General features: G+C 70.1%; 18 protein-coding genes. 13 read left to right on the top strand and 5 right to left on the bottom strand.

Annotated elements, in window-relative coordinates; all coding sequences use genetic code 11:
• The first annotated feature begins 72 nt into the window (after window positions 1-72).
• From AUL34_RS09260 to AUL34_RS09230, 7 genes are all read left to right on the top strand, one after another.
• Complete coding sequence (locus AUL34_RS09260; RefSeq protein ID WP_061933514.1) at window positions 73-1,725, top strand: OFA family MFS transporter; 1,653 nt, start codon at window positions 73-75, stop codon at window positions 1,723-1,725.
• A gap of 65 nt (window positions 1,726-1,790) precedes the next feature.
• Entirely contained in the window at window positions 1,791-2,276 is a 486-nt protein-coding gene (locus AUL34_RS09255; protein WP_061933429.1) for a formate dehydrogenase subunit gamma, read from the top strand.
• A complete protein-coding gene (locus tag AUL34_RS09250; protein ID WP_061933428.1) occupies window positions 2,273-3,850 on the top strand; it encodes an NADH-quinone oxidoreductase subunit NuoF in 1,578 nt (525 codons plus the stop codon). The genes AUL34_RS09255 and AUL34_RS09250 overlap by 4 nt, the downstream gene beginning before the upstream one ends.
• A gap of 13 nt (window positions 3,851-3,863) precedes the next feature.
• Window positions 3,864-6,737 carry a formate dehydrogenase subunit alpha gene (gene fdhF, locus AUL34_RS09245; protein ID WP_061933427.1) on the top strand — a complete coding sequence of 958 codons (2,874 nt, stop codon included), beginning with the start codon at window positions 3,864-3,866 and terminating at the stop codon, window positions 6,735-6,737.
• Window positions 6,734-7,051 (top strand): formate dehydrogenase subunit delta, encoded by a 318-nt coding sequence (locus AUL34_RS09240; RefSeq protein WP_370539037.1) that lies wholly within the window; start codon window positions 6,734-6,736, stop codon window positions 7,049-7,051. Before fdhF ends, AUL34_RS09240 begins: the two co-directional genes overlap by 4 nt.
• 116 nt (window positions 7,052-7,167) lie before the next feature.
• A complete protein-coding gene (locus AUL34_RS09235; protein ID WP_061933426.1) occupies window positions 7,168-8,958 on the top strand; it encodes a chloride channel protein in 1,791 nt (596 codons plus the stop codon).
• Window positions 8,959-9,103: 145 nt separating this feature from the next.
• Window positions 9,104-10,585, top strand: a complete 1,482-nt coding sequence (locus AUL34_RS09230) for a phospholipase D-like domain-containing protein (RefSeq protein ID WP_244492505.1) — start codon at window positions 9,104-9,106, stop codon at window positions 10,583-10,585.
• 20 nt (window positions 10,586-10,605) lie between these two features.
• Here the strand turns inward: AUL34_RS09230 and AUL34_RS09225 are convergent, their stop codons facing one another.
• Window positions 10,606-11,499 carry a LysR family transcriptional regulator ArgP gene (locus AUL34_RS09225; protein WP_061933425.1) on the bottom strand — a complete coding sequence of 298 codons (894 nt, stop codon included), beginning with the start codon at window positions 11,497-11,499 and terminating at the stop codon, window positions 10,606-10,608.
• Window positions 11,500-11,573: 74 nt separating this feature from the next.
• Between AUL34_RS09225 and AUL34_RS09220 the strand changes: the two genes are divergently transcribed.
• Entirely contained in the window at window positions 11,574-12,194 is a 621-nt protein-coding gene (locus AUL34_RS09220; protein ID WP_061933424.1) for a LysE/ArgO family amino acid transporter, read from the top strand.
• 81 nt (window positions 12,195-12,275) lie between these two features.
• On the opposite strand, the gene AUL34_RS09215 is transcribed toward AUL34_RS09220, so the two are convergent.
• Window positions 12,276-13,991, bottom strand: coding sequence for a sensor histidine kinase (locus tag AUL34_RS09215; RefSeq protein WP_061933423.1), 1,716 nt, complete (start codon window positions 13,989-13,991; stop codon window positions 12,276-12,278).
• 230 nt (window positions 13,992-14,221) lie between these two features.
• Here AUL34_RS09215 and AUL34_RS09210 point away from each other — a divergent pair, with 230 nt between their 5' ends.
• On the top strand, window positions 14,222-14,596 hold the full coding sequence (locus AUL34_RS09210; protein ID WP_061933422.1) for a response regulator: 375 nt from the start codon (window positions 14,222-14,224) through the stop codon (window positions 14,594-14,596).
• Between the two features lie 3 nt (window positions 14,597-14,599).
• On the opposite strand, the gene ampC is transcribed toward AUL34_RS09210, so the two are convergent.
• Window positions 14,600-15,766, bottom strand: a complete 1,167-nt coding sequence (ampC, locus tag AUL34_RS09205; protein WP_061933421.1) for a class C beta-lactamase — start codon at window positions 15,764-15,766, stop codon at window positions 14,600-14,602.
• Window positions 15,767-15,880: 114 nt separating this feature from the next.
• Here ampC and AUL34_RS09200 point away from each other — a divergent pair, with 114 nt between their 5' ends.
• Window positions 15,881-16,810: a LysR family transcriptional regulator gene (locus AUL34_RS09200; protein WP_082653263.1), complete on the top strand. Its 930-nt coding sequence runs from the start codon at window positions 15,881-15,883 to the stop codon at window positions 16,808-16,810.
• Window positions 16,811-16,849: 39 nt separating this feature from the next.
• Entirely contained in the window at window positions 16,850-17,725 is an 876-nt protein-coding gene (gene rfbD, locus AUL34_RS09195; RefSeq protein ID WP_061933420.1) for a dTDP-4-dehydrorhamnose reductase, read from the top strand.
• 4 nt (window positions 17,726-17,729) lie between these two features.
• Here the strand turns inward: rfbD and AUL34_RS09190 are convergent, their stop codons facing one another.
• Together AUL34_RS09190 and AUL34_RS09185 are read right to left on the bottom strand one after the other, a co-directional pair.
• Window positions 17,730-19,151: a phosphomannomutase gene (locus AUL34_RS09190; protein WP_061933419.1), complete on the bottom strand. Its 1,422-nt coding sequence runs from the start codon at window positions 19,149-19,151 to the stop codon at window positions 17,730-17,732.
• Window positions 19,152-19,193: 42 nt separating this feature from the next.
• The gene (locus AUL34_RS09185) at window positions 19,194-20,624 is read right to left on the bottom strand and encodes a mannose-1-phosphate guanylyltransferase/mannose-6-phosphate isomerase (protein WP_061933512.1); all 1,431 of its coding nucleotides are present in this window, start codon (window positions 20,622-20,624) and stop codon (window positions 19,194-19,196) included.
• A 198-nt stretch (window positions 20,625-20,822) separates the two neighbouring features.
• Between AUL34_RS09185 and AUL34_RS09180 the strand changes: the two genes are divergently transcribed.
• Entirely contained in the window at window positions 20,823-21,221 is a 399-nt protein-coding gene (locus tag AUL34_RS09180) for a hypothetical protein (protein WP_192845724.1), read from the top strand.
• Window positions 21,222-21,506: 285 nt separating this feature from the next.
• Window positions 21,507-22,556, top strand: coding sequence for a calcium-binding protein (locus AUL34_RS09175; RefSeq protein ID WP_061933417.1), 1,050 nt, complete (start codon window positions 21,507-21,509; stop codon window positions 22,554-22,556).
• Window positions 22,557-22,589 lie beyond the last annotated feature (33 nt).

Genomic DNA, 22,589 nt, shown 5'->3' with positions numbered 1-22,589 from the left:
TTGGGCGCGACCCTTCCCGCCTGAAACAAAGGCACGGCGGGGAGGCCGATGCCTGGAATGCCGGGAGGTTCGATGAGTTCTGCAGCCGATGCCGTACGTGCGCCAGGAATAGGCTTTCTCGACCGGGAAAACACGGTCGCCAGGGCCGGTTTCAACCGCTGGCTGATCCCGCCCTGCGCGCTGGCGATCCACCTGTGCATCGGCATGGCCTACGGATTCTCCGTGTTCTGGCTGCCCTTGTCGCGCGCCATCGGCGTTGCCCAACCGGTCGCCTGCGAGGGCATGACCCTGATGACGGCCCTGTTCACGACAACGTGTGACTGGCGCGTGTCGGACCTTCTCTGGATGTACACGCTGTTCTTCGTGGTGCTCGGCGGCGCGGCGGCGATCTGGGGCGGCTGGCTGGAGCGGGCCGGTCCGCGCAAGGCCGGCCTCGTCTCGGCCGTGTGCTGGTGCGGCGGCATGGTGATATCGGCACTGGGCATCTACCTCCATCAGCTCTGGCTGATGTGGCTCGGATCGGGCGTCATCGGCGGCATCGGTCTCGGGCTCGGCTACATCTCGCCCGTCTCGACCCTCATCAAGTGGTTCCCCGACCGGCGCGGCATGGCGACCGGCATGGCCATCATGGGCTTTGGCGGCGGCGCCATGATCGGCTCGCCGCTCGCCGACATCCTGATGCGCAGCTTCGCGAGCGCTGACGGCGTCGGCGTCTGGCAGACCTTCCTGGTGCTCGCCGCCGGCTACTTCGTCTTCATGGTGGCCGGCGCGCTCGGCTACCGCGTGCCGCCCGAGAACTGGCGCCCGTCCGGATGGACGCCGCCTGCCGCCAGCGGCAACCGACTGATCGCGACGGGCGACGTGCACCTCAAGGACGCGCACAAGACCCCGCAGTTCTGGCTGATCTGGATCGTGCTCCTCACCAACGTCACCGCCTCGATCGGCCTCATCGGCGTCGCTTCGCCGATGCTGCAGGAGATCTTCGGCGGCCGCCTGATCGGCGCGGACGGCGTCGGCTTCCTCGACTTCACCCCCGAGCAGCGCACGGCGGCCGCGGCCGTGGGCGCCGGCTTCGTCGGCCTCGTCTCGCTGTTCAACATCGGCGGCCGCTTCTTCTGGGCGTCCTTCTCCGACCGGCTCGGCCGCAAGACCATGTATGCCGTGATCCTCGCGCTCGGGATCGCGCTCTATGCCGCGCTCGTGCCGTTCTCGGCGTCGTCGGGCTTCGTGTTCCTGTTCGTCGCCTCGTTCTGCGTGATCGCCTCCATGTACGGCGGCGGCTTCGCCACCGTGCCGGCCTATCTCGCCGACGTCTTCGGCACGAAGTTCGTGGGCGCGATCCACGGACGGCTCCTCACCGCCTGGTCGCTCGCTGGCATCTTCGGTGGCCTCATCACCGGCACCATCCGCGACACGCAGATCGCGGCCGGCCTGCCGCGCGAGGCCGTCTACCAGCCGATCTTCTTCACGGTGGCGGCGCTTCTGGCGGTCGGCTTCGTGGCGAACCTCCTGGTCCGGCCGGTGGCCGAGAAGTACCAGATGCGGGCGGAGGCGAAGGCCGCCGCCTCGTCCAAGGCCGCGACAGCCGCCGCGCCCGCCGTCGGCGACCACGGCATCGGTCGCGGCGGCTTCAACGGCCCGGCGATCCTCGCCTGGATCGCCGTCGGCCTGCCGCTTCTGTGGGGCGTCTACATCACGCTCCTCAAGGCTGCCGCACTGTTCTAGAACAATTCCAGACCGGCGCGCCTCGGCTCGCGCGCCGGTCCGGTTTCACCTTCGGGAGATTCGCCATGCTCGATTCCGCGCAACGCGCCGCCCCCTTCGACCGCGAACGGCTGGACGAGATCCTCGACGCCCACAAGGGCCGGCCGGGCGCGCTCCTGCCGATCCTGCACGACATCCAGGGCGAGTTCGGCATGGTGGACGACGCCGCCGTCCCGGTGATCGCGGAGGCGCTGAACCTGTCGCGTGCCGACGTCCACGGCGTCCTGACCTTCTATCACGACTTCCGTCGCCAGCCGGCAGGCCGGACCGTGGTCAAGATCTGCGCCGCCGAGGCTTGCCAGGCGGCGGGCGGACGCGGGCTGCAGGCGGCAGCCGAGCGGCTGCTCGGCGTCCCCATGAACGCCACCACGGGCGACGGCGCGGCGACGCTGGAGCCGGTCTACTGCCTCGGCCTCTGCTCCGTCGCGCCCGCCGCCATGGTGGATGGCCGGATCCACGGCCGCCTGACGGAAGCGCGGCTCACCGCCATCATCGAGGAGGCGATCCGATGAGCCAGACGACCCGCATCTTCGTGCCACGCGACGCGGCCGCCGTCGCGGTCGGCGCCGACGAGGTGGCGCGAGCCTTCGCCGCATCCGGCCACGCGCTGGAGATCGTGCGAACCGGCTCGCGCGGCATGCACTGGCTGGAGCCGCTGGTCGAGGTCGAGACGGCCGAGGGCCGCATCGGCTACGGCCCCGTGGCGCCGGACGACGTGTCCGGACTCGTGGCCGCCGGCATCCTGGAAGGCGGCGCGCATCCGCTCTGCATCGGCCGGCCGGAGGAGCACCCGTTCCTCGCCCGCCAGACGCGTTCCACCATGGCGCTGTGCGGGATCGTCGATCCGCGTTCGGAAAGCGACTACGCCGCCCATGGCGGCTGGCGCGGGCTCCGGGCGGCGCTGGGCATGGACGCCGAGACGCGGGTGAAGACCGTCGCGGCGTCCGGGCTTCGCGGCCGCGGCGGCGCGGGCTTCCCGACCGGCATCAAGTGGGAAACCGTCCGCAAGGCGGTCGCCAGCCAGAAATACATCGTCTGCAACGCCGACGAGGGGGATTCCGGCACCTTCGCCGACCGGATGACCATGGAAGGCGATCCGTATCGCCTCGTCGAGGGCATGACCGTTGCCGGCGTCTCGGTCGGCGCGACCTACGGCTACATCTATATCCGCTCGGAATACCCGCACGCGATCGAGGCGATGGAAGAGGCCATCCTCGGCGCCCGCCGTGCCGGGTGGCTGGGCGCGTCCGTCGGCGGCTCGGGTCTCGCCTTCGACATGGAGGTGCGCGTCGGCGCAGGCGCCTATGTCTGCGGCGAGGAGACCTCGCTTTTGAATTCCATCGAGGGCAAGCGCGGCATCGTGCGCGCCAAGCCGCCGCTGCCGGCGCTCCAGGGCCTCTTCGGCAAGCCGACGGTGGTCAACAACGTCCTGTCGCTCGCCGCGATCCCCGCGATCTTCGCCGAGGGGCCGGAGGCCTACGAGCGGCTCGGCCTCGGGCGCTCGCGCGGCACGATGCCGGTGCAGCTCGCCGGCAACGTCAAGTACGGCGGCCTCGTCGAGGTGCCCTTCGGCATCACGCTCGGAGAGCTGGTCAACGAGATCGGCGGCGGCACGGCGTCGGGACGTCCCGTCCGCGCGGTGCAGGTCGGCGGTCCGCTCGGCGCCTACTTCCCGCCGTCCCTCTTCGACACGCCCTTCGACTACGAGGCCTTCACGGCGAAGGACGGCCTGATCGGCCACGGCGGCATCACCGTCTTCGACGACACCGTGGACATGGCCCACATGGCGCGCTTTGCCATGGAGTTCTGCGCGGCGGAAAGCTGCGGCAAGTGCACGCCCTGCCGCATCGGCGCCGTGCGCGGCGTCGAGACGGTGGACCGCATCCTTGCCAAACGCGAGGCCCGCCAGCCGGTGGCGCAGGAGCTGACGCTGCTCGCCGACCTCTGCGACACGATGAAGTTCGGCTCGCTCTGCGCGCTCGGCGGCTTCACGCCCTATCCCGTGACGTCAGCGATGACCCATTTCCCCGAAGATTTCGACCTCGACGCCCGTCGCCTTCCGGCCGGGCTCCAGGCGGCGGAATAAGGAGGACACGCCTATGTCTCTCGTTCCCGAAACCGACTTCGGCACCCCCGAACGCCGCGCCGACAAGCTCGTCACGCTCACGATCGACGGCGAGACGATCACCGTCCCCGCCGGCACCTCGCTGATGCGCGCGGCCGCCGAGATGGGCACCAAGATCCCGAAGCTCTGCGCGACGGACAGTCTCGAGCCCTTCGGCTCCTGCCGCATGTGCCTCGTGGAAGTCGAGGGCATGCGCGGCACGCCGGCCTCCTGCACGACGCTGGCAGCGGACGGCATGGTGGTGAAGACGCAGACCGACCGGATCGCCAAGCTTCGCCGCGGCGTGATGGAGCTCTACATCTCCGACCATCCGCTGGACTGCCTGACGTGCTCCGCCAACGGCGACTGCGAGCTGCAGGACACGGCTGGAGAGGTCGGCCTTCGCGAGGTGCGCTACGGCCAACATGGCGAGAACCATGTCCACGCCCACGAGCACGGCGCCCCGAACCCGCTCTTCATGGAGAAGGACCTCTCCAACCCGTACTTCCAGTATGATCCCTCCAAGTGCATCGTCTGCTCGCGTTGCGTGCGGGCCTGCGAGGAGGTGCAGGGCACGTTCGCGCTGACGATCGCGGGGCGCGGCTTCGATTCACGTGTGTCACCTAGCCAGGGAGAGGACTTCTTCTCGTCGGAATGCGTGTCCTGCGGCGCCTGCGTCCAGGCCTGCCCGACCGCGACCCTGATGGAGAAGTCCGTGGTGGCGCTCGGCGTCCCCGAGCACTCCAAGGTCACGACCTGCGCCTATTGCGGCGTCGGCTGCTCGTTCAAGGCCGAGATGCGGGGCGAGGAACTCGTGCGCATGGTGCCGTGGAAGGACGGCAAGGCGAACCACGGCCATAGCTGCGTGAAAGGCCGCTTCGCCTACGGCTATGCCAACCATCGCGAGCGCATCACCTCGCCGATGATCCGCGCCTCTACCTCCGATCCCTGGCAGGAAGTGTCGTGGGAGGAGGCGATCGCCCACACGGCCGCCGAGTTCAAGCGCATCCAGGCGAAATACGGGCGCAACTCGGTCGGCGGCATCACCTCCTCGCGCTGCACCAACGAGGAGACGTTCCTCGTCCAGAAGCTGATCCGCGCCGGCTTTGGCAACAACAACGTCGACACCTGCGCCCGCGTCTGTCACTCGCCGACCGGCTACGGCCTGAAGACCACGCTCGGCACCTCGGCCGGCACGCAGGACTTCGACTCGGTCGAAGACGCCGATGTCATCCTCGTGATCGGCGCCAACCCGACCGACGGCCACCCGGTCTTCGCCAGCCGGATGAAGAAGCGCCTGCGCGAGGGCGCGCAGCTGATCGTGGTCGATCCCCGCCGCATCGACCTCGTGAAGACGCCCCACGTCGAGGCCGCGCACCATCTGCCGCTGCGCCCCGGCACCAACGTCGCCGTGCTCACCGCCATGGCGCATGTGATCGTGACCGAAGGCCTCGTCGACGAGACCTATATCCGCGAGCGCTGCGACCTCGAGGCCTTCGGGGCCTGGGCCGAGTTCGTCTCCGACGCCTCGCGCTCGCCCGAAGCCGTCGAGCCGATGACGCGCGTGCCGGCGGACGAGCTTCGCGCCGCGGCCCGCCTCTACGCCACCGGCGGGCGCTCGGCGATCTACTACGGGCTCGGCGTCACGGAGCACTCTCAAGGGTCCACCACTGTGATGGCGATCGCCAACCTCGCCATGGCGACCGGCAACATCGGGGTGCGCGGCGCCGGTGTGAACCCGCTGCGCGGCCAGAACAACGTGCAGGGCGCCTGCGACATGGGCTCCTTCCCGCACGAGCTTTCGGGCTACCGCCATGTCTCCGACGACACGGCACGGGCGCTGTTCGAGACCATGTGGGGCGTCGAGCTCGACGACGAGCCGGGCATGCGCATCCCCAACATGCTGGATGCGGCCGTCGCCGGCGAGTTCAAGGGCATCTACATCCAGGGCGAGGACATCCTCCAGTCCGACCCCAACACGCGCCACGTCACGGCGGGTCTCGCCGCGATGGAATGCGTCGTGGTGCAGGACCTCTTCCTCAACGAGACCGCCGTCCACGCCCATGTCTTCCTGCCGGGCTCGACCTTCCTCGAGAAGGACGGCACCTTCACCAATGCCGAGCGGCGCATCCAGCGCGTTCGCCGCGTGATGACGCCGAAGAACGGCTATGCCGACTGGGAGGTGACGCAGCTTCTCGCCAACGCCCTCGGCTTGCCCATGAACTACGGGCACCCTTCCGAGATCATGGCCGAGATCGCAGCGCTCACCCCGACCTTTGCGGGCGTGTCCTACGAGCGACTGGAGACCGAGACGCTGCAGTGGCCCGTCACCGACAAGGCCCCGCTCGGCACGCCGCTGATGCATCTCGAGGGCTTCGTGCGCGGCAAGGGCCTCTTCGTCGTCACCGAATACGTGCCGACGGACGAGAAGGTCGGCCCGCGCTTCCCGCTGCTTCTCACCACGGGCCGCATCCTGTCGCAGTACAATGTCGGCGCGCAGACCCGTCGCACCGACAACACGCTGTGGCACGAGGAGGACGTGCTCGAGATCCACCCGCACGACGCCGACGAGCGGGGCATCCGCGAGGGCGCCTTCGTCAAGGTGGCGAGCCGGGCGGGCGACACGACGCTGCGTGCGACGATCACGACCCGCGTTGCGCCCGGCGTCGTCTACACGACCTTCCACCACCCGCTGACGCAGGCCAACGTCGTCACCACCGACTATTCCGACTGGGCCACCAACTGCCCGGAATACAAGGTCACGGCGGTGCAGGTCTCGCCCTCGAACGGCCCGACCGACTGGCAGGAAAGCTACAACTCGTTCGCCGCCACCTCGCGGCGCGTGGCACAAGCCGAGCCCGCCGAATGAGCGCCGCGGAGGGAATGCATGGCGGCGAGACCGACCGCCTCGTCACCATGGTCAACCAGGTCGCGCGCTTCTTCGAGAGCCAGGCGCACGAGCCGGGCGTCCTCGGCGTCGCCGACCATGTCGCGGCCTTCTGGACGCCGCGCATGCGCGAGATGATCTTCCGGCACATGGACGACGGGGCTGAGGGGCTCCGGCCACTGGCGAGGGAAGGGCTGGAAAGCTTGCGCGCCCGCCCGCCCAAGGCCGCGCGGCGGCGGCTGGAAGCGGCCGGCGGCATTTCCGTCGGCACCACGCCGGGGTCGGACGCGGGATAAGACGGGCCGGCGACGGCCATCGCGCCCGAATGTTGCGCCTGCCCGCGAGCCCTTTTGCCGTCGTGGCCTATCTCATCATGCGGTGGGGCTGAAACGGGCAAGACGGCATCGCGACGATGGATGGAGGCAAGGCTCCCCCCGAAACGCCCGCGACGACGGTCCCGGTCAAGGCACCGAGCCGCTTCCGCACGTGGGTGCGCGGCAACGAGATCGGCCTCGTCCTCGTGGCGGCGATCGTCGGCGTGCTGGCGGGCCTCGTCGTCACCGCCATCGGCCGCACCGCCGAGGCGCTGCATGTGGTCCTGTTCGGAGCGGACGACGGGCACTTGAGCTCGATGTCCGCGCTCCTCTCGCCCTGGCACGCCGCCCTCCCCGCCTGCGGCGGGGCGCTCCTCGGCGCCTATCTCCTGTGGATGAGAAACCGCAAGGCGCGTCCGCTGGTGGATCCGATCGAGGCCAACGCCCTGCATGGCGGGCGCATGTCCATTCGCGACAGCGTGGTCGTGGTGGTGCAGAACCTCGTGTCCAACGGGTTCGGCGCGTCCGTCGGGCTCGAGGCGGCCTATACCCAGATGGCGGGCGGCCTTGCCTCGCGCATCGGCACGGCCTTCGAGATGCGGCGCGGCGACCTGCGCATGCTGGTCGGCTGCGGCGCGGCCGGTGCGATCGCGGCCGCCTTCAACGCGCCGCTGACCGGTGCCTTCTACGCCTTCGAACTCATCATCGGGACCTATTCGGTCGTCTCGCTCGCGCCCGTGGTCGCGGCCGCGCTCTGCGGCACCTTCGTCGCGCAGCGCCTGGGCGCGACGCCGTTCCTGATCGACCTCGGCGACCCCGGCACGATCACGGCGCTCGACTATCCACCGGCGCTCCTTCTCGCGATCCTGGCCGCCGGGCTCGGCATCGCGATCATGCAGGGCGTGACCGCGGTCGAGCGCGGCGTGCGCGGCTCGGGGCTGCCGGCCCCGTTGCGGCCCATCGCGGGCGGGCTCGTGGTCGGCGCGCTCGCCCTCCTCACCCCCCAGGTTCTCTCGTCCGGCCACGGCGCGCTGCATCTCCAGCTCGACCTGCCCGTCTCCCTCTCGGCGCTCCTCCTCGTCCTCGCGCTCAAGGCCTTCGCCTCCGCGGTCTCGATCGGCAGCGGCTTTCGCGGCGGCCTGTTCTTCGCCTCGCTCTTCATGGGCGCGCTCCTCGGCAAGCTCTTCGCCGCCGTGGTCCCCCTCGTCTTCGCCACCTCGGCGCTGACACCGGTCACCTTCGCGGTGGTCGGCATGAGCTCGCTCGCCGTCACCGTGGTCGGCGGGCCGATGACCATGACCTTCCTGGCGCTGGAGATGACGGGCGATTTCCCGATCACGGCACTGGCGCTCGCCGCCGTCGTCACCGCCTCGCTGACGGCCCGCAAGACCTTCGGCTACTCCTTCGCCACCTGGCGCTTTCACCTGCGCGGCGAGACCATCCGCAGCGCCCACGACATCGGCTGGATCCGCAATCTTTCGGTCGGCCGCATGATGCGAACGGACGTGCGAACGGCGACGCTCGGCACGAGCCTCAAGACCTTCCGCCGCGACTTCCCGCTCGGCTCCGCCCAGCGCGTCGTGGTGGTGGACGAGACGGGCGCCTATGCCGGCATCGTCCTCGTCGCCGACGCCTATTCCGACGCGGTGACCGATCTGGAGGCGAAGATCGACGACCTCCTGCGCTGGCAGGACGCCGTGCTTCTGCCGCAGATGAGCGCGCGCGAGGCGGCCGGCCTCTTCGACAGCGCCGAGAGCGAGGCGCTGGCGGTGGTCGACGGGCCGAAGACGCGCGGGGTCGTCGGCCTCCTCACCGAAAGCCACACGCTGCGCCGCTACAGCGAGGAACTGGAGTTGCGCCGACGCGAGGCGGCCGGGGAAACCCGGTGAGGGGCAGCGCCGCGGACGGGCGGCCGGGCATGGCGTCATCGCTTCGTGCGCTCGGTCTGCTATGGACGGGTGGGACGCGGGCCGTGCGGGAGATTCGTCACCGCGCTTCGGCGCAGCATGAAGAGAGGATACGATCTTGGACGCAGTGAACGAGGCGACGGCCGAGGCCGGGCCGACGATCCTGGAGCCCGGTCGCAACTGCATGGCGCTGGAGCGGGCCGAACGCCTGTCGGTGATCGTCGATGCGGACGACTACTTCCGCTTCGCCCGCCGCGCGATGATGGCGGCCAAGCGGCGCATCATGCTGATCGGCTGGGATTTCGATGGCCGCATCGTGCTCGGCCACGAGCAGGGCGTCGATGGCCCCGAGAAGCTCGGCGACTTCGTCCACTGGCTGGTGGAGCGCAATCCCGACCTCGAGATCTTCCTCCTGCGCTGGGACGTCGGCGCGCTGAAGACGCTGACGCGCGGCTCCACCTTCTTCACGCTCCTGAAGTGGATGGCGCATCCGCGCATCCACACCAAGCTCGACGGCGCCCATCCGGCCGGCTCCTCGCACCATCAGAAGATCGTGGTGATCGACGACGGCCTCGCCTTCTGCGGCGGCATCGACATGACCGCCGATCGATGGGACACGCGCGAGCACGCGTTCCAGGACGAGCGGCGGCGGCGTCCCTTCACGCGGCGGCGCTACAAGCCCTGGCACGACGCATCCACCGCCTTCTCCGGCCCCGCCGCCGCCGCGCTCGGCCAGATCTCCCGCGAGCGATGGCTGCGCGCTGGCGGCAGCCCCGATCCCAAGCCGCTCGACGGGCCCGAAACGACCTGGCCGGAGGGGCTCTGGACCCATTTCCGGCACCTCGACATCGCCGTGTCCCGTTCGGCGCCCGCATACGGGGGCCGCGACCCGGTGCGCGAGATCGAGACGCTCTATGTCGACCACATCCGCGCCGCACGGCGCTTCATCTATGCCGAGAGCCAGTATTTCGCCTCGCGCCGCATCGCCGAGGCGATCGCGCACCGGCTGGAGGAGGCGGACGGGCCGGAGATCGTGGTGGTCAATCCGGTTTCGGCGCAAGGGTGGCTGGAGCCGATGGCCATGGACACGGCGCGGGCGCGCCTTGCCGAGGCGCTGCGCCGCATCGACCGGCAAGGCCGCTTCCGCCTCTATCATCCCGTGAACTCCGGCGGCGAGGCGATCTACGTCCACGCCAAGATCCTGGTGGTGGACGACAACTTCCTGCGCGTCGGATCGTCCAACATGAACAACCGTTCCATGCGGCTCGACACCGAATGCGACGTGACGGTGGACGCCGCGCTCGCTCCTTCGGGTACGCGCGAGCAGATCACCGCGATCCGCGACGATCTCCTCGCCGAGCATCTGGGGCTGGAGCCAACCCGCGTCACCGAGACCCTGGCGCGCACCGGCTCGCTGATCGAGACGATCGAGACGCTTCGTGGCGCCGGACGCTCGCTCGTTCCCTACGAAGCGCCCGAGCTGAACGACATCGAGGCCTGGCTCGCCGACAACAAGGTTCTCGACCCCGAGGGGCCGGAGGAAATGTTCGAGCCCTTCAGCCGGCGGCGAAACCTTCTGGCGCGCCTGCGCCGGCGCATGGGACGCTGAGGACCGCGCCCGCGGCGCCGTCAGTCCGCGTTCGCCGGGCCGAGGGCGGCTCGGGCCCCCCCCCGCACGGACTCGGTCAGGCGCAGCAGCGAGGCGGACGGCAGGCGGGCGACGGTCCAGAACAGCGGTACGGAGATCCGCAGCGCCGGCGGCAGCTCGACCAGCCGCCCGGCCGCCAAGTGCACGTCGGCGAGGGACACGGGCTGGAGGCCCCAGGCAAGGCCGGCCAGCGCGAAGTCCAGGAACCCGTGGGTCGAGGGAACCCAGTGGGTCGGCGCGTCGGGAGCACAGGCGTGCGCGTCGTGCAGCCAGCGCCGCTGAAGCCCGTCGCGGCGGTCGAAGCGCAGTTGCGGCGCGCGGGCGAGCGCCGACGCGTCGATGCCCCCGCCGAAGAACCGTGCGGCGAAGTCCGGGCTGGCGCAGGCCGCGTAATGCAGGGCGCCGAGCGGAAGGGTACGGCAGCCCGGCACCGGTTCGGGATCGGCTGTGACGGCGGCCACCACTTCGCCCGAGCGCAGGCGCCCGGCCGTGTGCGCTTCGTCATCGAGCACGAGGTCGAGCGCGACGTCCGGCGTCGTGGCGAAGCCGGAAAGCGCCCGGGGAAACCAGGTCGCAAGGCTGTCGGCGTTCACCGCGACCTTCAGAACGCTCGGCAAGCCGGCGCCTTCTGCGCGAAGGCCGAGATCGGCCTCCAGGAGGCGAACGCGCTCGGCATGGGCGCAAAGGGTCCGGCCGAGGTCGGTCGGCCGGCAGGGGGCGCCCCGCACCACCAGGATGGCGCCCAGACGCTCCTCCAGCCCGCGCACCCGCTGGGACACGGCCGAGGGCGTGATGCGCAGGGACGCCGCGGCGCGCTCGAAGCTGCCTTCGCGAACGACCGTGGCGAGCGCCTGGAGAGCGGGATAATCGAGCATGGATGAAGCCGTGCTTCATCGGGAACAGAAAAACAAGTTTGGCTGCATTCCCGGCAACGGGCATGGGAAGGGGCATGAGCGACATCCTTCCCGCCTTCCTGTCCGGCTTCGCGCTGTCGGCCGCGCTGATCATGGCGATCGGCGCCCAGAACCTCTTCGTGCTGCGGCAGGGTCTTCTGCGACAGCACGTCGGGCCCATCGTCCTGTTCTGCGGGGCGGCGGATGCCGCGCTGATCGTGGTCGGCGTCGGCGGCGCGGGAGCGATGCTGGAGGCCGCTCCGCAGATTTCCCGAGCCCTGGCCCTCGGCGGCGCGGCCTTCCTGGCCTGGTACGGCGTGGCGGCCCTCCGGCGCATGGCCCGGCCGGACGCCCTCGCGGCGGAAGCGTCGGGCGGCCTGTCGCTGGGCCAGGCGCTGGGCGCCACGGCTGCCTTCACCCTCCTGAACCCCCATGTCTATCTCGACACGGTCCTGCTGATGGGCGTCGCCGGGTCGGCGCAGCCGGCGGCGCTGCGCCCCGTCTTCGTCCTCGGGGCGGCGAGCGCGAGCTTCGCCTGGTTCTCCGCCCTCGGTTTCGGTGCCCGGGCGCTGCGTCCGCTCTTTGCCCGGCCCGAGGCCTGGCGGCTTCTCGACGCGGTCGTCGGCCTCGTCATGCTGACGCTCGCCGCCTCGCTCCTGATCGGGGCCCTCGCCTGATCTTCGGGCGCCTCGACCGCGATCGACGTGCGGCGTCAGGGTCGCGGGCACCGGTCGCGGCGGGGACGGCGGCGGGCGCCGTCAGTCCACGGGCAGGTCGATGGTGCAGCGCACGCCGTCCGGAGCGATCTCATAGCGCGTCTGCGCCTTGAGCTGGTAGGGCAGCGCCTTTTCGATGAGTTCGCGGCCGTAGCCCCCGCCCGGAAGCGCCTGCGACGACGCCTGCGCCGGGACATCGCGTTCCGTCCATTCGACGGTGAGACGCCGCCCGCCGTCCGCCGCCTCGTGCAGCCGCCAGCGCACGTCCAGTCGACCGGCATCGCCCGACAGCGCGCCGTACTTCACGGCGTTGGTGGCGAGCTCGTGAATGGCGAGCGCGAAGGTCTGGACGGTGGCGGAGCGCAGCTTGACGTCCTCCGGTCCGTCCAGCACCACGCGCTGCCGTCCCGCAGGGTCGAGGACGCCGCGCGCGCCGAGTTCGGCGCGGACCATCTCGGCAAAGGTCACCCGCTGCCCCCGGTCGAGCTGCGACAGAAGGCCGTTGATGCGCGACAGGGCGAGCAGTCGCTCGCGAAAGCGCGGCAGGAAGTCGGCGACGGACGGCGCGCCGTGGGCGGTGCGCTCGGCCACCGAGGTGACGACGCCCAGGAGATTGCGCGTGCGATGCTGCAGCTCGGCGAGAAGGACCTCCTGGCGACCGCGCAACTGGCGCATCTCGTCGATGTCGGTGCAGGTTCCGATCCATTCCGACACGGCGCCCTTCTCGTCGCGAACGGGGAGCGCGCGTACCTGGAACCAGCGGTCGCGACGGTCTTCGCCGCCGCGGATGCGAAGCTCCGCCTGGAACTCGCCGCGCCCGCCCGCCTCGCGCCAGTTGGCGAGGGCGAGCGCCCGATCGTCGGGATGAACGGCCCGGAGCCAGCCGAAGCCGCCGGCCTCGGCTTCCGTCTGGCCGGTATAGGCGCTCCATTGCAGGCTCGCCCATGTCCAGCGGCCCGTCTCGCTCGCGCGCCACACCAGCTGCGGCATCCCCTGGACGAGGGTCGTCAGCCGGCGCTCGCTGGCCGAGAGCCGCTCTTCGGCATACCGACGGGGCAGGATGTCCCGGAACAACACCGCCAGCCGCACGGCCCCGGCGCCGCCGATCGGCGTCGCATAGACCTCGAAGAAGCGATGGGGCGCCTCCTGTACCTCCTCGAACCGCTCGGCCAGCCCGCTGCGGGCGATGCGGCCGTAGATGTCGAGCCACTTGCGCGGAAGATCGGGCACGAGCTCCAGCGCGGTCCGCCCCGCCGCGTCGTGCAGCCCGCTCTGGCGCTCGAACGCCGAGTTCACCGTGAGGAAACGGTAGTCGTAGGGCCGCCCGTCGCCGTCCAGAAGAAGCTCCAGCGTGCAGAAGCCGTCGTCGATCGTCTCGATCAGCTGGCGGTGGGCCTGCGCGTCGGCCTCCGCGAGGGACATGCGCCGGCCGATGGCGTGCCAGCCGCCGCCCCCCGACGGAGCGAGGCGCAGGTGGACGAGGTCGGGGTCGCCCTCCCCCAGCCGCAGGCGCACCAGCCCGACGACCGGGCGTCCCGACGTCGTCGCCTCGCGCCAGAGTCGTTCGGCGCTCGGCTGGTCCGACGGATCGGGGATGGTGGGCCAGCGGCGGCCGACCCAGTCCCCTGCGGCGGCCGCCCCGCCGTTCCCCAGCGGACCGCCGGCGATCACGACGGCATCGTCGTCCATCCGCCACAGGCAGTCGGCGAAGCCTTCGAGGAGGCTTGCGGGAAGTGGGTCGAAAGGCTCCGCAACCATCCGGGCTCCCATCGGTCGATCCGCCGCGCTGCCGCGAAAGCATCATCCTTTGGCTTAGATCCAGCTGCCGCGTGCTGGCAAGCCGGTCGGCGTCGGGAAGGCATCCCGCGACGGCCAAGCTCGCGTCGCATCGGTAGGCAAGACACGTTTATGAACGGCAATTCATTCGCCAAGCGCGGGCAAAGCCCTTACATCTGGATGAATTGATCGCGCGCGAACGGACTTGCGCCATGTTCACCACCGCCCCCCTCGACCTTTCCGGCCAGCGTGTGCTGATCGTGGAAGACGAGTACTTCGCCGCCGAAGCCCTGCGGCAAGCGGTGACCGCCGGGGGCGGCAAGGTCGTCGGCCCGGTCGCCAGCGTCGAGGAGGCCCTCGTCCTTCTGGAAGGCGGCGAGGTGCTGGACGCCGCGATCCTCGACGTCAATCTGGGGGGCGACAAGGTGTTCCCCGTCGCCGTCGCGCTGCGCCGACACGCCGTTCCCATCGTGTTCGTCACCGGCTACGACGACTGGATCATTCCCCAGGAATACGACGACGTGCCGGTGTTTCGCAAACCCGCCGACCCCGACAACGTCGTGCGCCTCCTGTTCGAACGCTCGTGAGCGTCAGTCGATCGCCGCGAGGATGGCATGGGCCGCGCGCACGCGCTCGGCGTTCGGCCAGTTGCGGTTCGACAGGATGACGACGCCGATGCGCCGCTCCGGCACGAAGGCGACATAGGCGCCGAAGCCACCGGTCGATCCCGTCTTGTTGAACAGGACGGCGCCCTCTGGCGGCTGGCGCGGGTCGAGGCGGACAACGGCTTGCGGTTCGAGCGCCATGTCGCTCGAATTGCCGGAGATCAGCGTGTCGAGGGCGACGGGATAGGGATACTGCTCCCAGCCGAGCCCCTGCACCATCGGGCCGACACGGATGTGCCCGAGATGCGTCGCCTCGACGGCCGCACGCAGATCGGGACCGAGGGCCGACGGATCGATCTGCGCTTCCACGAAACGCGCCATGTCGGCGGCCGTGGACTTCAGCCCGTAGGCCTCGGCATCCAAGGGGCCCGGATTCACCCGGACGGCCTCGCCGCTCCGCGACGTGCCGAAGGCATAGCGCGCCATGGCCGTCTCGGGCACCCGGATGAACGTGCTCGACAGGCCGAAGCCCGGCAGGATGTCGTGCGTCATCGCGGCCTCGAAGCCCTGCCCCATCGCCCGGCCCGCCAGATGGCCGAAAAGGCCGATCGAGGGGTTGGAGTAGAGCCGCAGGTTGCCGAACTCGCCGTCCGGCCGGAAGTCCTGGAAGTAGCGGAGCGTTCCCGCCTCCCCCGACACGTCGTCGGGAAACTGCAGCGGCAGGCCGCCGGCGGTGTAGGTCGCGAGATCGAGGAGCGTCGCGCCGCCGAGCGGGTGCCCCGCCAGCGCCGGCCAGTGCCGTTCCGCCGGATCGGCGAGGGACAGCTGCCCTCGGGCCTGCGCATAGGCGCCGAGCGTCGCGGCGAAGGTCTTGGACACCGAACCGAGCTCGAACAGCGTATCCTCGCTCACCGGCTTGCCGTCCCTCGGGGCATCCATCCCGAAATTGAAGTGATGGCGCCGGCCGCCCTCGAGAACCACGACCGCAAGGCCGGGAATGCCTTGCGCCTTCATCACCGGCGCGATGGCGGCCTCGACGACGCCCCGCACGGCTGCTTCGTCCGCCGCCGACGCGGCGCCCGCAGAGGCGGCGCAAAGCCCGAGGGACAGGAGCCCGGAGGCCACGGATCGAAGCGATGGGATGGCAATCATGGCGGTCTCGTCCTATGGGTTGCGAGGGTGGCGGACCCGCATGTGGGGCAGAAGCCGGACACGGCGCAAAGCACGAATTCTCGTCCGAGCCATGAAACGAATTGAGGTGTCGCCTTGGTCAGGCCCTATCTGCCGCTGACGGCCCTGCGCGCCTTCGAGGCTTCCGCCCGGCACCTGTCCTTCACCCGCGCGGCGATCGAGCTCTGCGTCACGCAAGGAGCGGTCAGCCATCAGGTCAAGGCGCTGGAACGGACGCTCGGTGCGACGCTCTTCGAGCGCCTGCCCCGCGGGCTCATGCTGACGCGCGAGGGCGAGATGCTCTTGCCGGGCGTGCGCGACGCCTTCGACCGTATCGCGGGAACGCTGACGCGCTTCGAGAAGGGGCAGATGCGCGAGACGCTGCGGATCGGCGCGGTCGGCACCTTCGCGGTCGGCTGGCTGCTGCCGCGCCTTCCCGACTTCGCCGAGCGCCACCCGTTCGTGGACCTGCGCCTGTCGACCCACAACAACCGCGTCGATCCGGCGGCCGAGGGGCTCGACTTCGCCATCCGCTTCGGCGACGGCGCCTGGCACGGCACGTGGGCGCAAGCCATCCTCGCCGCGCCCCTCTCGCCCCTCTGCCCGCCCGACGTCGCCGCCCGATTGACGGGGCCCGAAAGCCTTCTTGGGCAGACGCTGCTGCGCTCCTACCGCGCGGACGAATGGCCGCGGTGGTTCGCCGAGGCGGGCCTTGGCGACGACCCGCGCCTTCCCGCCGGCATCACCTTCGATTCCTCGCTCGCCATGGTGGAGGCGGCGCTCGGCGGCGCCGGGGTGGCGCTCGCTCCGCCCGCGCTCTTCGAGCGGCACCTGCGGTCCGGCGCGCTGGTCCAGCCGTTCGAGACCGGCGTCGATCTCGGGAACTACTGGCTGACGCGGCTCCTGTCGCGGCCCGAGACGGCGGCCATGACGGCGTTCCGCACGTGGACGGACGCGGTCGCGGCACGGGCGCCGCCGTCCGCCGCCCCGACGTTTTCCCTCGAAGTCGAACCGCTCTCGCCGTAAGAGGGGCAAAGGCTTCGGCAGGCTGAAGGACGGGTAACGATGCGCATCGCGGTGACGGGGAAAGAAGGACAGGTCGTCTCGGCGCTTCTTGAGCGCGGCCCCCTTTCGGGCGTCGAGATCATCGCCCTCGGGCGGCCGGACCTCGACCTCACCGACCCCGCCTCGATCCGCCGGGCGATCCTGGGCGCGAAGCCCCATGCGGTCGTCTCGGCGGCCGCCTATACGGCGGTGGACAAGGCGGAGAGCGAGGCCGACCTCGCCTTCGCGGTCAATGCCGAGGGGCCCGGCGCGATCGCCGCTGTCGCCGCCGAACTCGGCGTGCCGGTGGTTCATCTGTCCACCGACTACGTCTTCGCCGGCGACAAGACTGCACCCTACACGGAGGCGGACCCGACCGGCCCGGTCTCGGTCTACGGGCACACGAAGCTCGAGGGCGAGCGGCGCGTGGCGACGGCCCAGCCCGACCATGCGATCCTGCGCACGGCCTGGGTCTATTCGCCCTTCGGCGCCAACTTCATGAAGACCATGCTGGGCCTTGCCGAGACGCGCGACGCGGTGAACGTCGTCGCCGACCAGCACGGCACCCCGACCAGCGCCCTCGACATCGCCGACGCCGCGATCGCGGTGGCCCGTCGTCTCGTCGCAGACCCCAATCCCGCCTTGCGCGGCGTGTTCCACCTCACCGGCTCGGGCAAGGCGACCTGGGCGGATTTTGCCGAGGCGATCTTCGCGGAACGAGAGGCCCGCGGGGCCAGCGCCGTCACGGTCGGGCGCATCGGCACGGCGGACTATCCGACGCCGGCCCGTCGCCCCGCCAATTCCCGCCTGTCCGGCGACAAGCTCGCACGGACCTACGGCATCGCGCTGCCCGACTGGCGCGTCTCCGCCAAGGTCGTGCTCGACCGGCTCCTGTAAGGGGTCAGGCCCGAAGGCGCCGCTTGGCGGCGTCGAGCCCCCACTGGAGAAGCGCGGCGGCCGCGGTCTCGTCGGCGGCCTCGACGTAGCAGCGCAGCTCGGGCGCGTTGCCCGAAGCGCGATAATGGACGGTGGAGCCGTCCCGAAGCGTGGTGCGCACGCCGTCGAACGCGTCGACGCCTCGCGCGCCGCCCCGCTCGGCGAAGAAGGCGGCCGCCTCCTCGCCGCCCGCCGCCAGCATCGCGAGGAACGGGGTGCTCTGCGTCGCCGCGATCTCCGGCAGGCGATCGGCCATGGCCGCACCCGCCTTCAGATCGGCGACGAGGCGCGACACCGGCAGGCCGGCAGCCTTCGCTTCCGCCAGCGTCGCCACGATCGGCAGGAGCGCGTCGCGCGTCTTCATGGCGGACAGCGTGCGGCCGCCGCGTGCGACCGCGGAGCCGAGGAGCACGCCCCCGTTCGCCTCGAAGCCGACGACGACGTCGCCGGCCGCGGCTTCGCCCTCCATCCCCTCGATCACGAAGGGCGAGCCGACCCGGGTGCGGACGACCTTGCCGAGGAAGGAGGCACGCTCGAGGCTGGACGAGGAGGTGACCGGCGTCACCACCGTGCGCGCGCCGAGCTGGCGCGCCGTCAGGAGGCCGAGGAGATCGCCGCGCACCACGCGGCCCTGCTCGTCGGCAAGGAGCGGGCGGTCGGCGTCGCCGTCGGTGGAGACGATCGCGTCGAAGCGCCCGCCTGCGGCCCAGCCGGCCAGGAGCTCCAGGTCCTCGGGACGGTGCGCCTCCGTGTCGACGGGAATGAACCGGTCGGCCCGGCCGAGCGGCTCAGACGCAGCGCCGAGACGCGTGAGCGCTTCCACGAGGATGTCGCGGGCGACCGAGCTCTGCTGGTAGACGCCGACGCGAAGGCCGGCCAGCGCATCGGAGCCGAAGAAGCCGGCGATGCGCTCGATATAGGCCTCCGCCAGTCCCCCGAGCGGCGCGACCGAACCCTCGACCCGATCGGCGGCGGCAGCGGTCCGCGCCTCGAAGGCGGCGCGGATCCCCGCTTCGTCGCCCTTGGTGATCTCGCCGTCCGGCCGGTAGAACTTCAGGCCGTTGCGGTCGTCGGGAATATGGCTACCCGTCACCATCACGGCGGCCGCGCCCCGGCGCATGGCCTCGAGGGCCAGCGCCGGCGTCGGCAGGGCGCCGGCATCGAGGGCGTGCCAGCCGAGGCCGGCGGCCGCGCGGAGGCAATCGTCGGCGATCTGCGGACTGGACGAGCGAAGATCGCGTCCCACCAGAACCTCGCGCGAGGCGGGGGCGAGCCCGGCACGATCGAGATGGGCGAGAAACGCGCCCGTCCAGTCGGCGGCCGGGCGACCGACGAGATCCACCACGAGACCGCGCAGGCCGCTGGTTCCGAACTTCAGGCTGCTCATGGCTGCTCCTCGCCTCGTTGCGTCGTCGGGGGACGGGGCGCTTCAGTTCCGGGCGTAGATGTCCTCGAGGCGCACGATGTCGTCTTCGCCGGTATAGGAGCCGACCTGGACCTCGATGAGCTTGAGCGGAATCTTGCCGGGGTTGTGCAGGCGGTGGGTGCAGCCGATCGGCAGGTAGGCCGCCTCGTTCTCGTGGAAGAGCTTCACCGTGTCGTCCACCGTCACCTCCGCCGTGCCGTGGACCACGACCCAGTGCTCGGCGCGGTGGTAGTGGCGCTGGAGGCTGAGGATGCCGCCCGGCTTGACGCAGATATGCTTGACCTGGAACCGGTCGCCGATGTCGATGCGCTGGTACCAGCCCCAGGGCCGGTGGATGCGGTGGTGCTGGCCCGCTTCGGACCGGTTCTCGGCATGGAGCTTGGCGACCAGCGTCTTCACGTCGCCCGCCTTCTCGCGCGAGGTCACGAGCACCGCGTCGGGGGTCGTCACCACGACGACGTCGTCGAGCCCGACCACGGTGGTCAGGACCTCGTCGGAGCGCACGAAGGACGAGCGCGTGTCGAGAACGCTGACCGCGCCTTCGAGGACGTTGCCGGCCGGGTCCTTGCGCTTGACGTCGAACATGGCATCCCAGGAGCCGATGTCGGACCACCGGAAGCGCGTCTTCAGGACCCCGGCCCGCCGGGTCTTCTCCATGACCGCGTAGTCGATGGAGATGCGCGGTGCCGCCGCGAAGGCTTCGGCGTCGAGGCGCAGGAAGTCGAGGTCGGCGACAGCCGCATCGAGGGCGCCGCGCGCGGCGTCGAGAACCGCCGGCGCGAAGCTGGACAGCTCCTCCTGCATCAGCCGGGCGGGGAAGACGAAGTTGCCCGAGTTCCAGCGGTAGCCCTCGGCCACATAGGTCTCGGCCGTCTCGCGATCGGGCTTTTCGGCGAAGCGATCCACAGTGAAGGCACCCGCGTCGTCGAGGGGGGCGCCGGGCGCGATGTAGCCGTAGGCGGTGGAGGGGCTGGTCGGCTCGATGCCGAGCAGCATGATCCGGTCGTGCCGGGCCGCCGCCTCGGCGGCCTGCTGGCAATCGGCGGTGAAGAGCTGGCCGTCGGGGATCAGGTGGTCGGCCGCCAGCACGAGGCACACCGCGTCCTCGTCGCGCCGGGCCGCCATCAGCGCGCCGACCGCGATCGCGGCCGCCGAGTCGCGCCGCTCGGGCTCCAGCACGATGTCCGCGGCGATGCCGAGGCCCGCCAACTGCTCGGCCACCACGAAGCGGAAGTCCGAATGGGTCACCACGATCGGGCGCCCGAACCCTTCGCCCGACACCCGGAGGATCGTTTCCTCGAAGGTCGAACGACCCGAATCCAAAAGGGAGACGAACTGCTTGGGCATCGTATCGCGCGACACCGGCCAGAGCCGCGTTCCGGATCCACCGGCGATCACGACCGGATGAACGAGCCGATTGCTGCTGGGTACCATCATGCGCCCCACTCTTCCTTCGTCCGACCAAATTCGAGCGATGCACCGCACGCGTGCGGCCGCATTGCACAAGGAGCTATAGACGAGAAAGGTCCGTGATTGTCTAGAAAGCATTCCAATTGGTCTTAACGACCATGGAGCGGCGCGTTCGCGCGGACGCCGTCGCGGAGGCCCAGCGTGCTTGCCAAAGGAAACGCGGTGCCCCAGGTTCTGGCGCGCAACCGCCGGAAGGTCGTCTCGATGCGCAAACTGACCGGATGCCTTCTGGCCATCCTCGCCCTCGCGCCCGCCGCGCCCGCCGCCGCGGCCACCGTGAGCGTGGAGCTTCGCAACCGCACCACCGACACGATCTACACGGTCACCGCCTTCGCGAGCGAACTCGTCGCCAACAACCGCAACCTGACCCGGATCCCGCTGTCCGGCGGCTCGACGCGCACCGTCACGATCTTCGACGACTACAACAAGTGCATCTTCACCTTCACGGTGAACTTCAATGCGCCCAAGCGCGCGGGGCGCACAAACCGCACCCGCGCCAAGCCGTTCCGGGTCCTGCGCGACATCGACATCTGCCGCACGCGCCGGATCGACCTGCGCTGATCCGCCGACCGGTCGGCTGCCCCTTTCGCGGACGCTTTCCGCGATACCCGACCCTTCGGCGCTTCCACCCCCTACCCCTGCTGAGCCGTGTTGCGCGCCGCCGCCAGGCGCGCAGGCGGTCGCGCTTGGCGTCATGCCGCACGCAAGGCGGGACCTGCCGCAACGGCGCCGACAACCTTTGCTTGCATCGATCGAAGTGTCGTCATTAACTTATAATTATTCATCCAGTTGACTCAAGACGGCCTGCTTCATTAACGAATTGTTCATCAACAGCAGGGGGATGAAATGCTTTTTAATAAACTTCTCACGTTCGGCCGCACCGGTCTCACCAATAGCGACGACGTGTTCACGTCGAAGTTCTACACGGCCGCCAGCATTTCCGGACTGGACGGCAACGACGTGTTCCAGACGCCCGAGTCCGGCGGCATCATCACCTCTTCCGACTTCTTCGGCGGGGCGGGCGATGACCGGCTGATCGTGAACGAGAACACGACCCTCGTCTTCGGATCGAAGTTCGACGGCGGCACGGGAACCGACACGCTGGAACTTACGAGCGACCGCCGCATCGTGATGTCGTCGGAGGGGAACACCGAGAACCCGGCCGTCACGATCAAGTCCTATCTCGGCTGGCTGCCGACCGGCTCGCTGACGGGCGAGAGCGTCGAGCGCTACATCATCAAGGCCAGCGCCTACAACGACGTCCTGGTCGGCGGCGCGGGCGACGACTGGCTGGACGGCAAGGGCGGCCTCGACACGTTCCAGGGCTCGGCCGGCAACGACGGCTACGTGTTCGACACGGCGGGAGAGCGCGTCGTCGGGGAGACGGCGAACGGCGGCATCGACACGATCTGGACCACCGTCTCGGTGGACCTGCGCGACAACGCCAATGTCGAGAACCTGCGCCTCCAGGGCGGCAACATCGACGGCACCGGCAACGAACTGAACAACGTCATCACCGGTTCGGCGGGCAACAACGTCATCGCCGGCGGACTTGGCAACGACCAGCTCTGGGGCAAGGGCGGCGCCGACACGTTCGCCTTCGCCGAGTTCGGCACGGCCAACCGCGACACGATCTTCGACTTCAGCGCCGACGACAAGATCCAGCTCTCGCAGTCGGCCTTCGCGGGCCTGACCGCCGACGGCGGCATGCTCGCGGCATCCGACTTCGTGATCGGTGCCAAGGCGACGGCCGACCATGCGCAGGTGATCTACAACCGTTCCACGGGTGTCCTGTCCTACGACGCGGACGGCACGGGCGCCGGCGCGGCGCAGGACATCGCCGTGATCGGCAAGAGCCTCGCCTTCATGGACAACGCCCACATCCTACTGGCCTGATCGAACGGGCAGATCGGAAACGAGAAAGGGACC

Source organism: Aureimonas sp. AU22, assembly GCF_001463745.1.
In the GTDB taxonomy this organism is placed as follows: domain Bacteria; phylum Pseudomonadota; class Alphaproteobacteria; order Rhizobiales; family Rhizobiaceae; genus Aureimonas.
Note: the sequence above shows the minus strand (reverse complement) of the source record. Positions and strands in the feature narration are given on the sequence as shown.

What these genes read in the sequence shown, in the direction of transcription:
- AUL34_RS09260 (WP_061933514.1), top strand. Translation starts at nt 73, where the DNA reads ATGAGTTCTGCAGCCGATGCCGTACGTGCGCCAGGAATAGGCTTTCTC.
- AUL34_RS09255 (WP_061933429.1), top strand. Translation starts at nt 1,791, where the DNA reads ATGCTCGATTCCGCGCAACGCGCCGCCCCCTTCGACCGCGAACGGCTG.
- AUL34_RS09250 (WP_061933428.1), top strand. Translation starts at nt 2,273, where the DNA reads ATGAGCCAGACGACCCGCATCTTCGTGCCACGCGACGCGGCCGCCGTC.
- fdhF (WP_061933427.1), top strand. Translation starts at nt 3,864, where the DNA reads ATGTCTCTCGTTCCCGAAACCGACTTCGGCACCCCCGAACGCCGCGCC.
- AUL34_RS09240 (WP_370539037.1), top strand. Translation starts at nt 6,734, where the DNA reads ATGAGCGCCGCGGAGGGAATGCATGGCGGCGAGACCGACCGCCTCGTC.
- AUL34_RS09235 (WP_061933426.1), top strand. Translation starts at nt 7,168, where the DNA reads ATGGATGGAGGCAAGGCTCCCCCCGAAACGCCCGCGACGACGGTCCCG.
- AUL34_RS09225 (WP_061933425.1), bottom strand. Translation starts at nt 11,499, where the DNA reads ATGCTCGATTATCCCGCTCTCCAGGCGCTCGCCACGGTCGTTCGCGAA.
- AUL34_RS09220 (WP_061933424.1), top strand. Translation starts at nt 11,574, where the DNA reads ATGAGCGACATCCTTCCCGCCTTCCTGTCCGGCTTCGCGCTGTCGGCC.
- AUL34_RS09215 (WP_061933423.1), bottom strand. Translation starts at nt 13,991, where the DNA reads ATGGTTGCGGAGCCTTTCGACCCACTTCCCGCAAGCCTCCTCGAAGGC.
- AUL34_RS09210 (WP_061933422.1), top strand. Translation starts at nt 14,222, where the DNA reads ATGTTCACCACCGCCCCCCTCGACCTTTCCGGCCAGCGTGTGCTGATC.
- ampC (WP_061933421.1), bottom strand. Translation starts at nt 15,766, where the DNA reads ATGATTGCCATCCCATCGCTTCGATCCGTGGCCTCCGGGCTCCTGTCC.
- rfbD (WP_061933420.1), top strand. Translation starts at nt 16,850, where the DNA reads ATGCGCATCGCGGTGACGGGGAAAGAAGGACAGGTCGTCTCGGCGCTT.
- AUL34_RS09190 (WP_061933419.1), bottom strand. Translation starts at nt 19,151, where the DNA reads ATGAGCAGCCTGAAGTTCGGAACCAGCGGCCTGCGCGGTCTCGTGGTG.
- AUL34_RS09185 (WP_061933512.1), bottom strand. Translation starts at nt 20,624, where the DNA reads ATGGTACCCAGCAGCAATCGGCTCGTTCATCCGGTCGTGATCGCCGGT.
- AUL34_RS09175 (WP_061933417.1), top strand. Translation starts at nt 21,507, where the DNA reads ATGCTTTTTAATAAACTTCTCACGTTCGGCCGCACCGGTCTCACCAAT.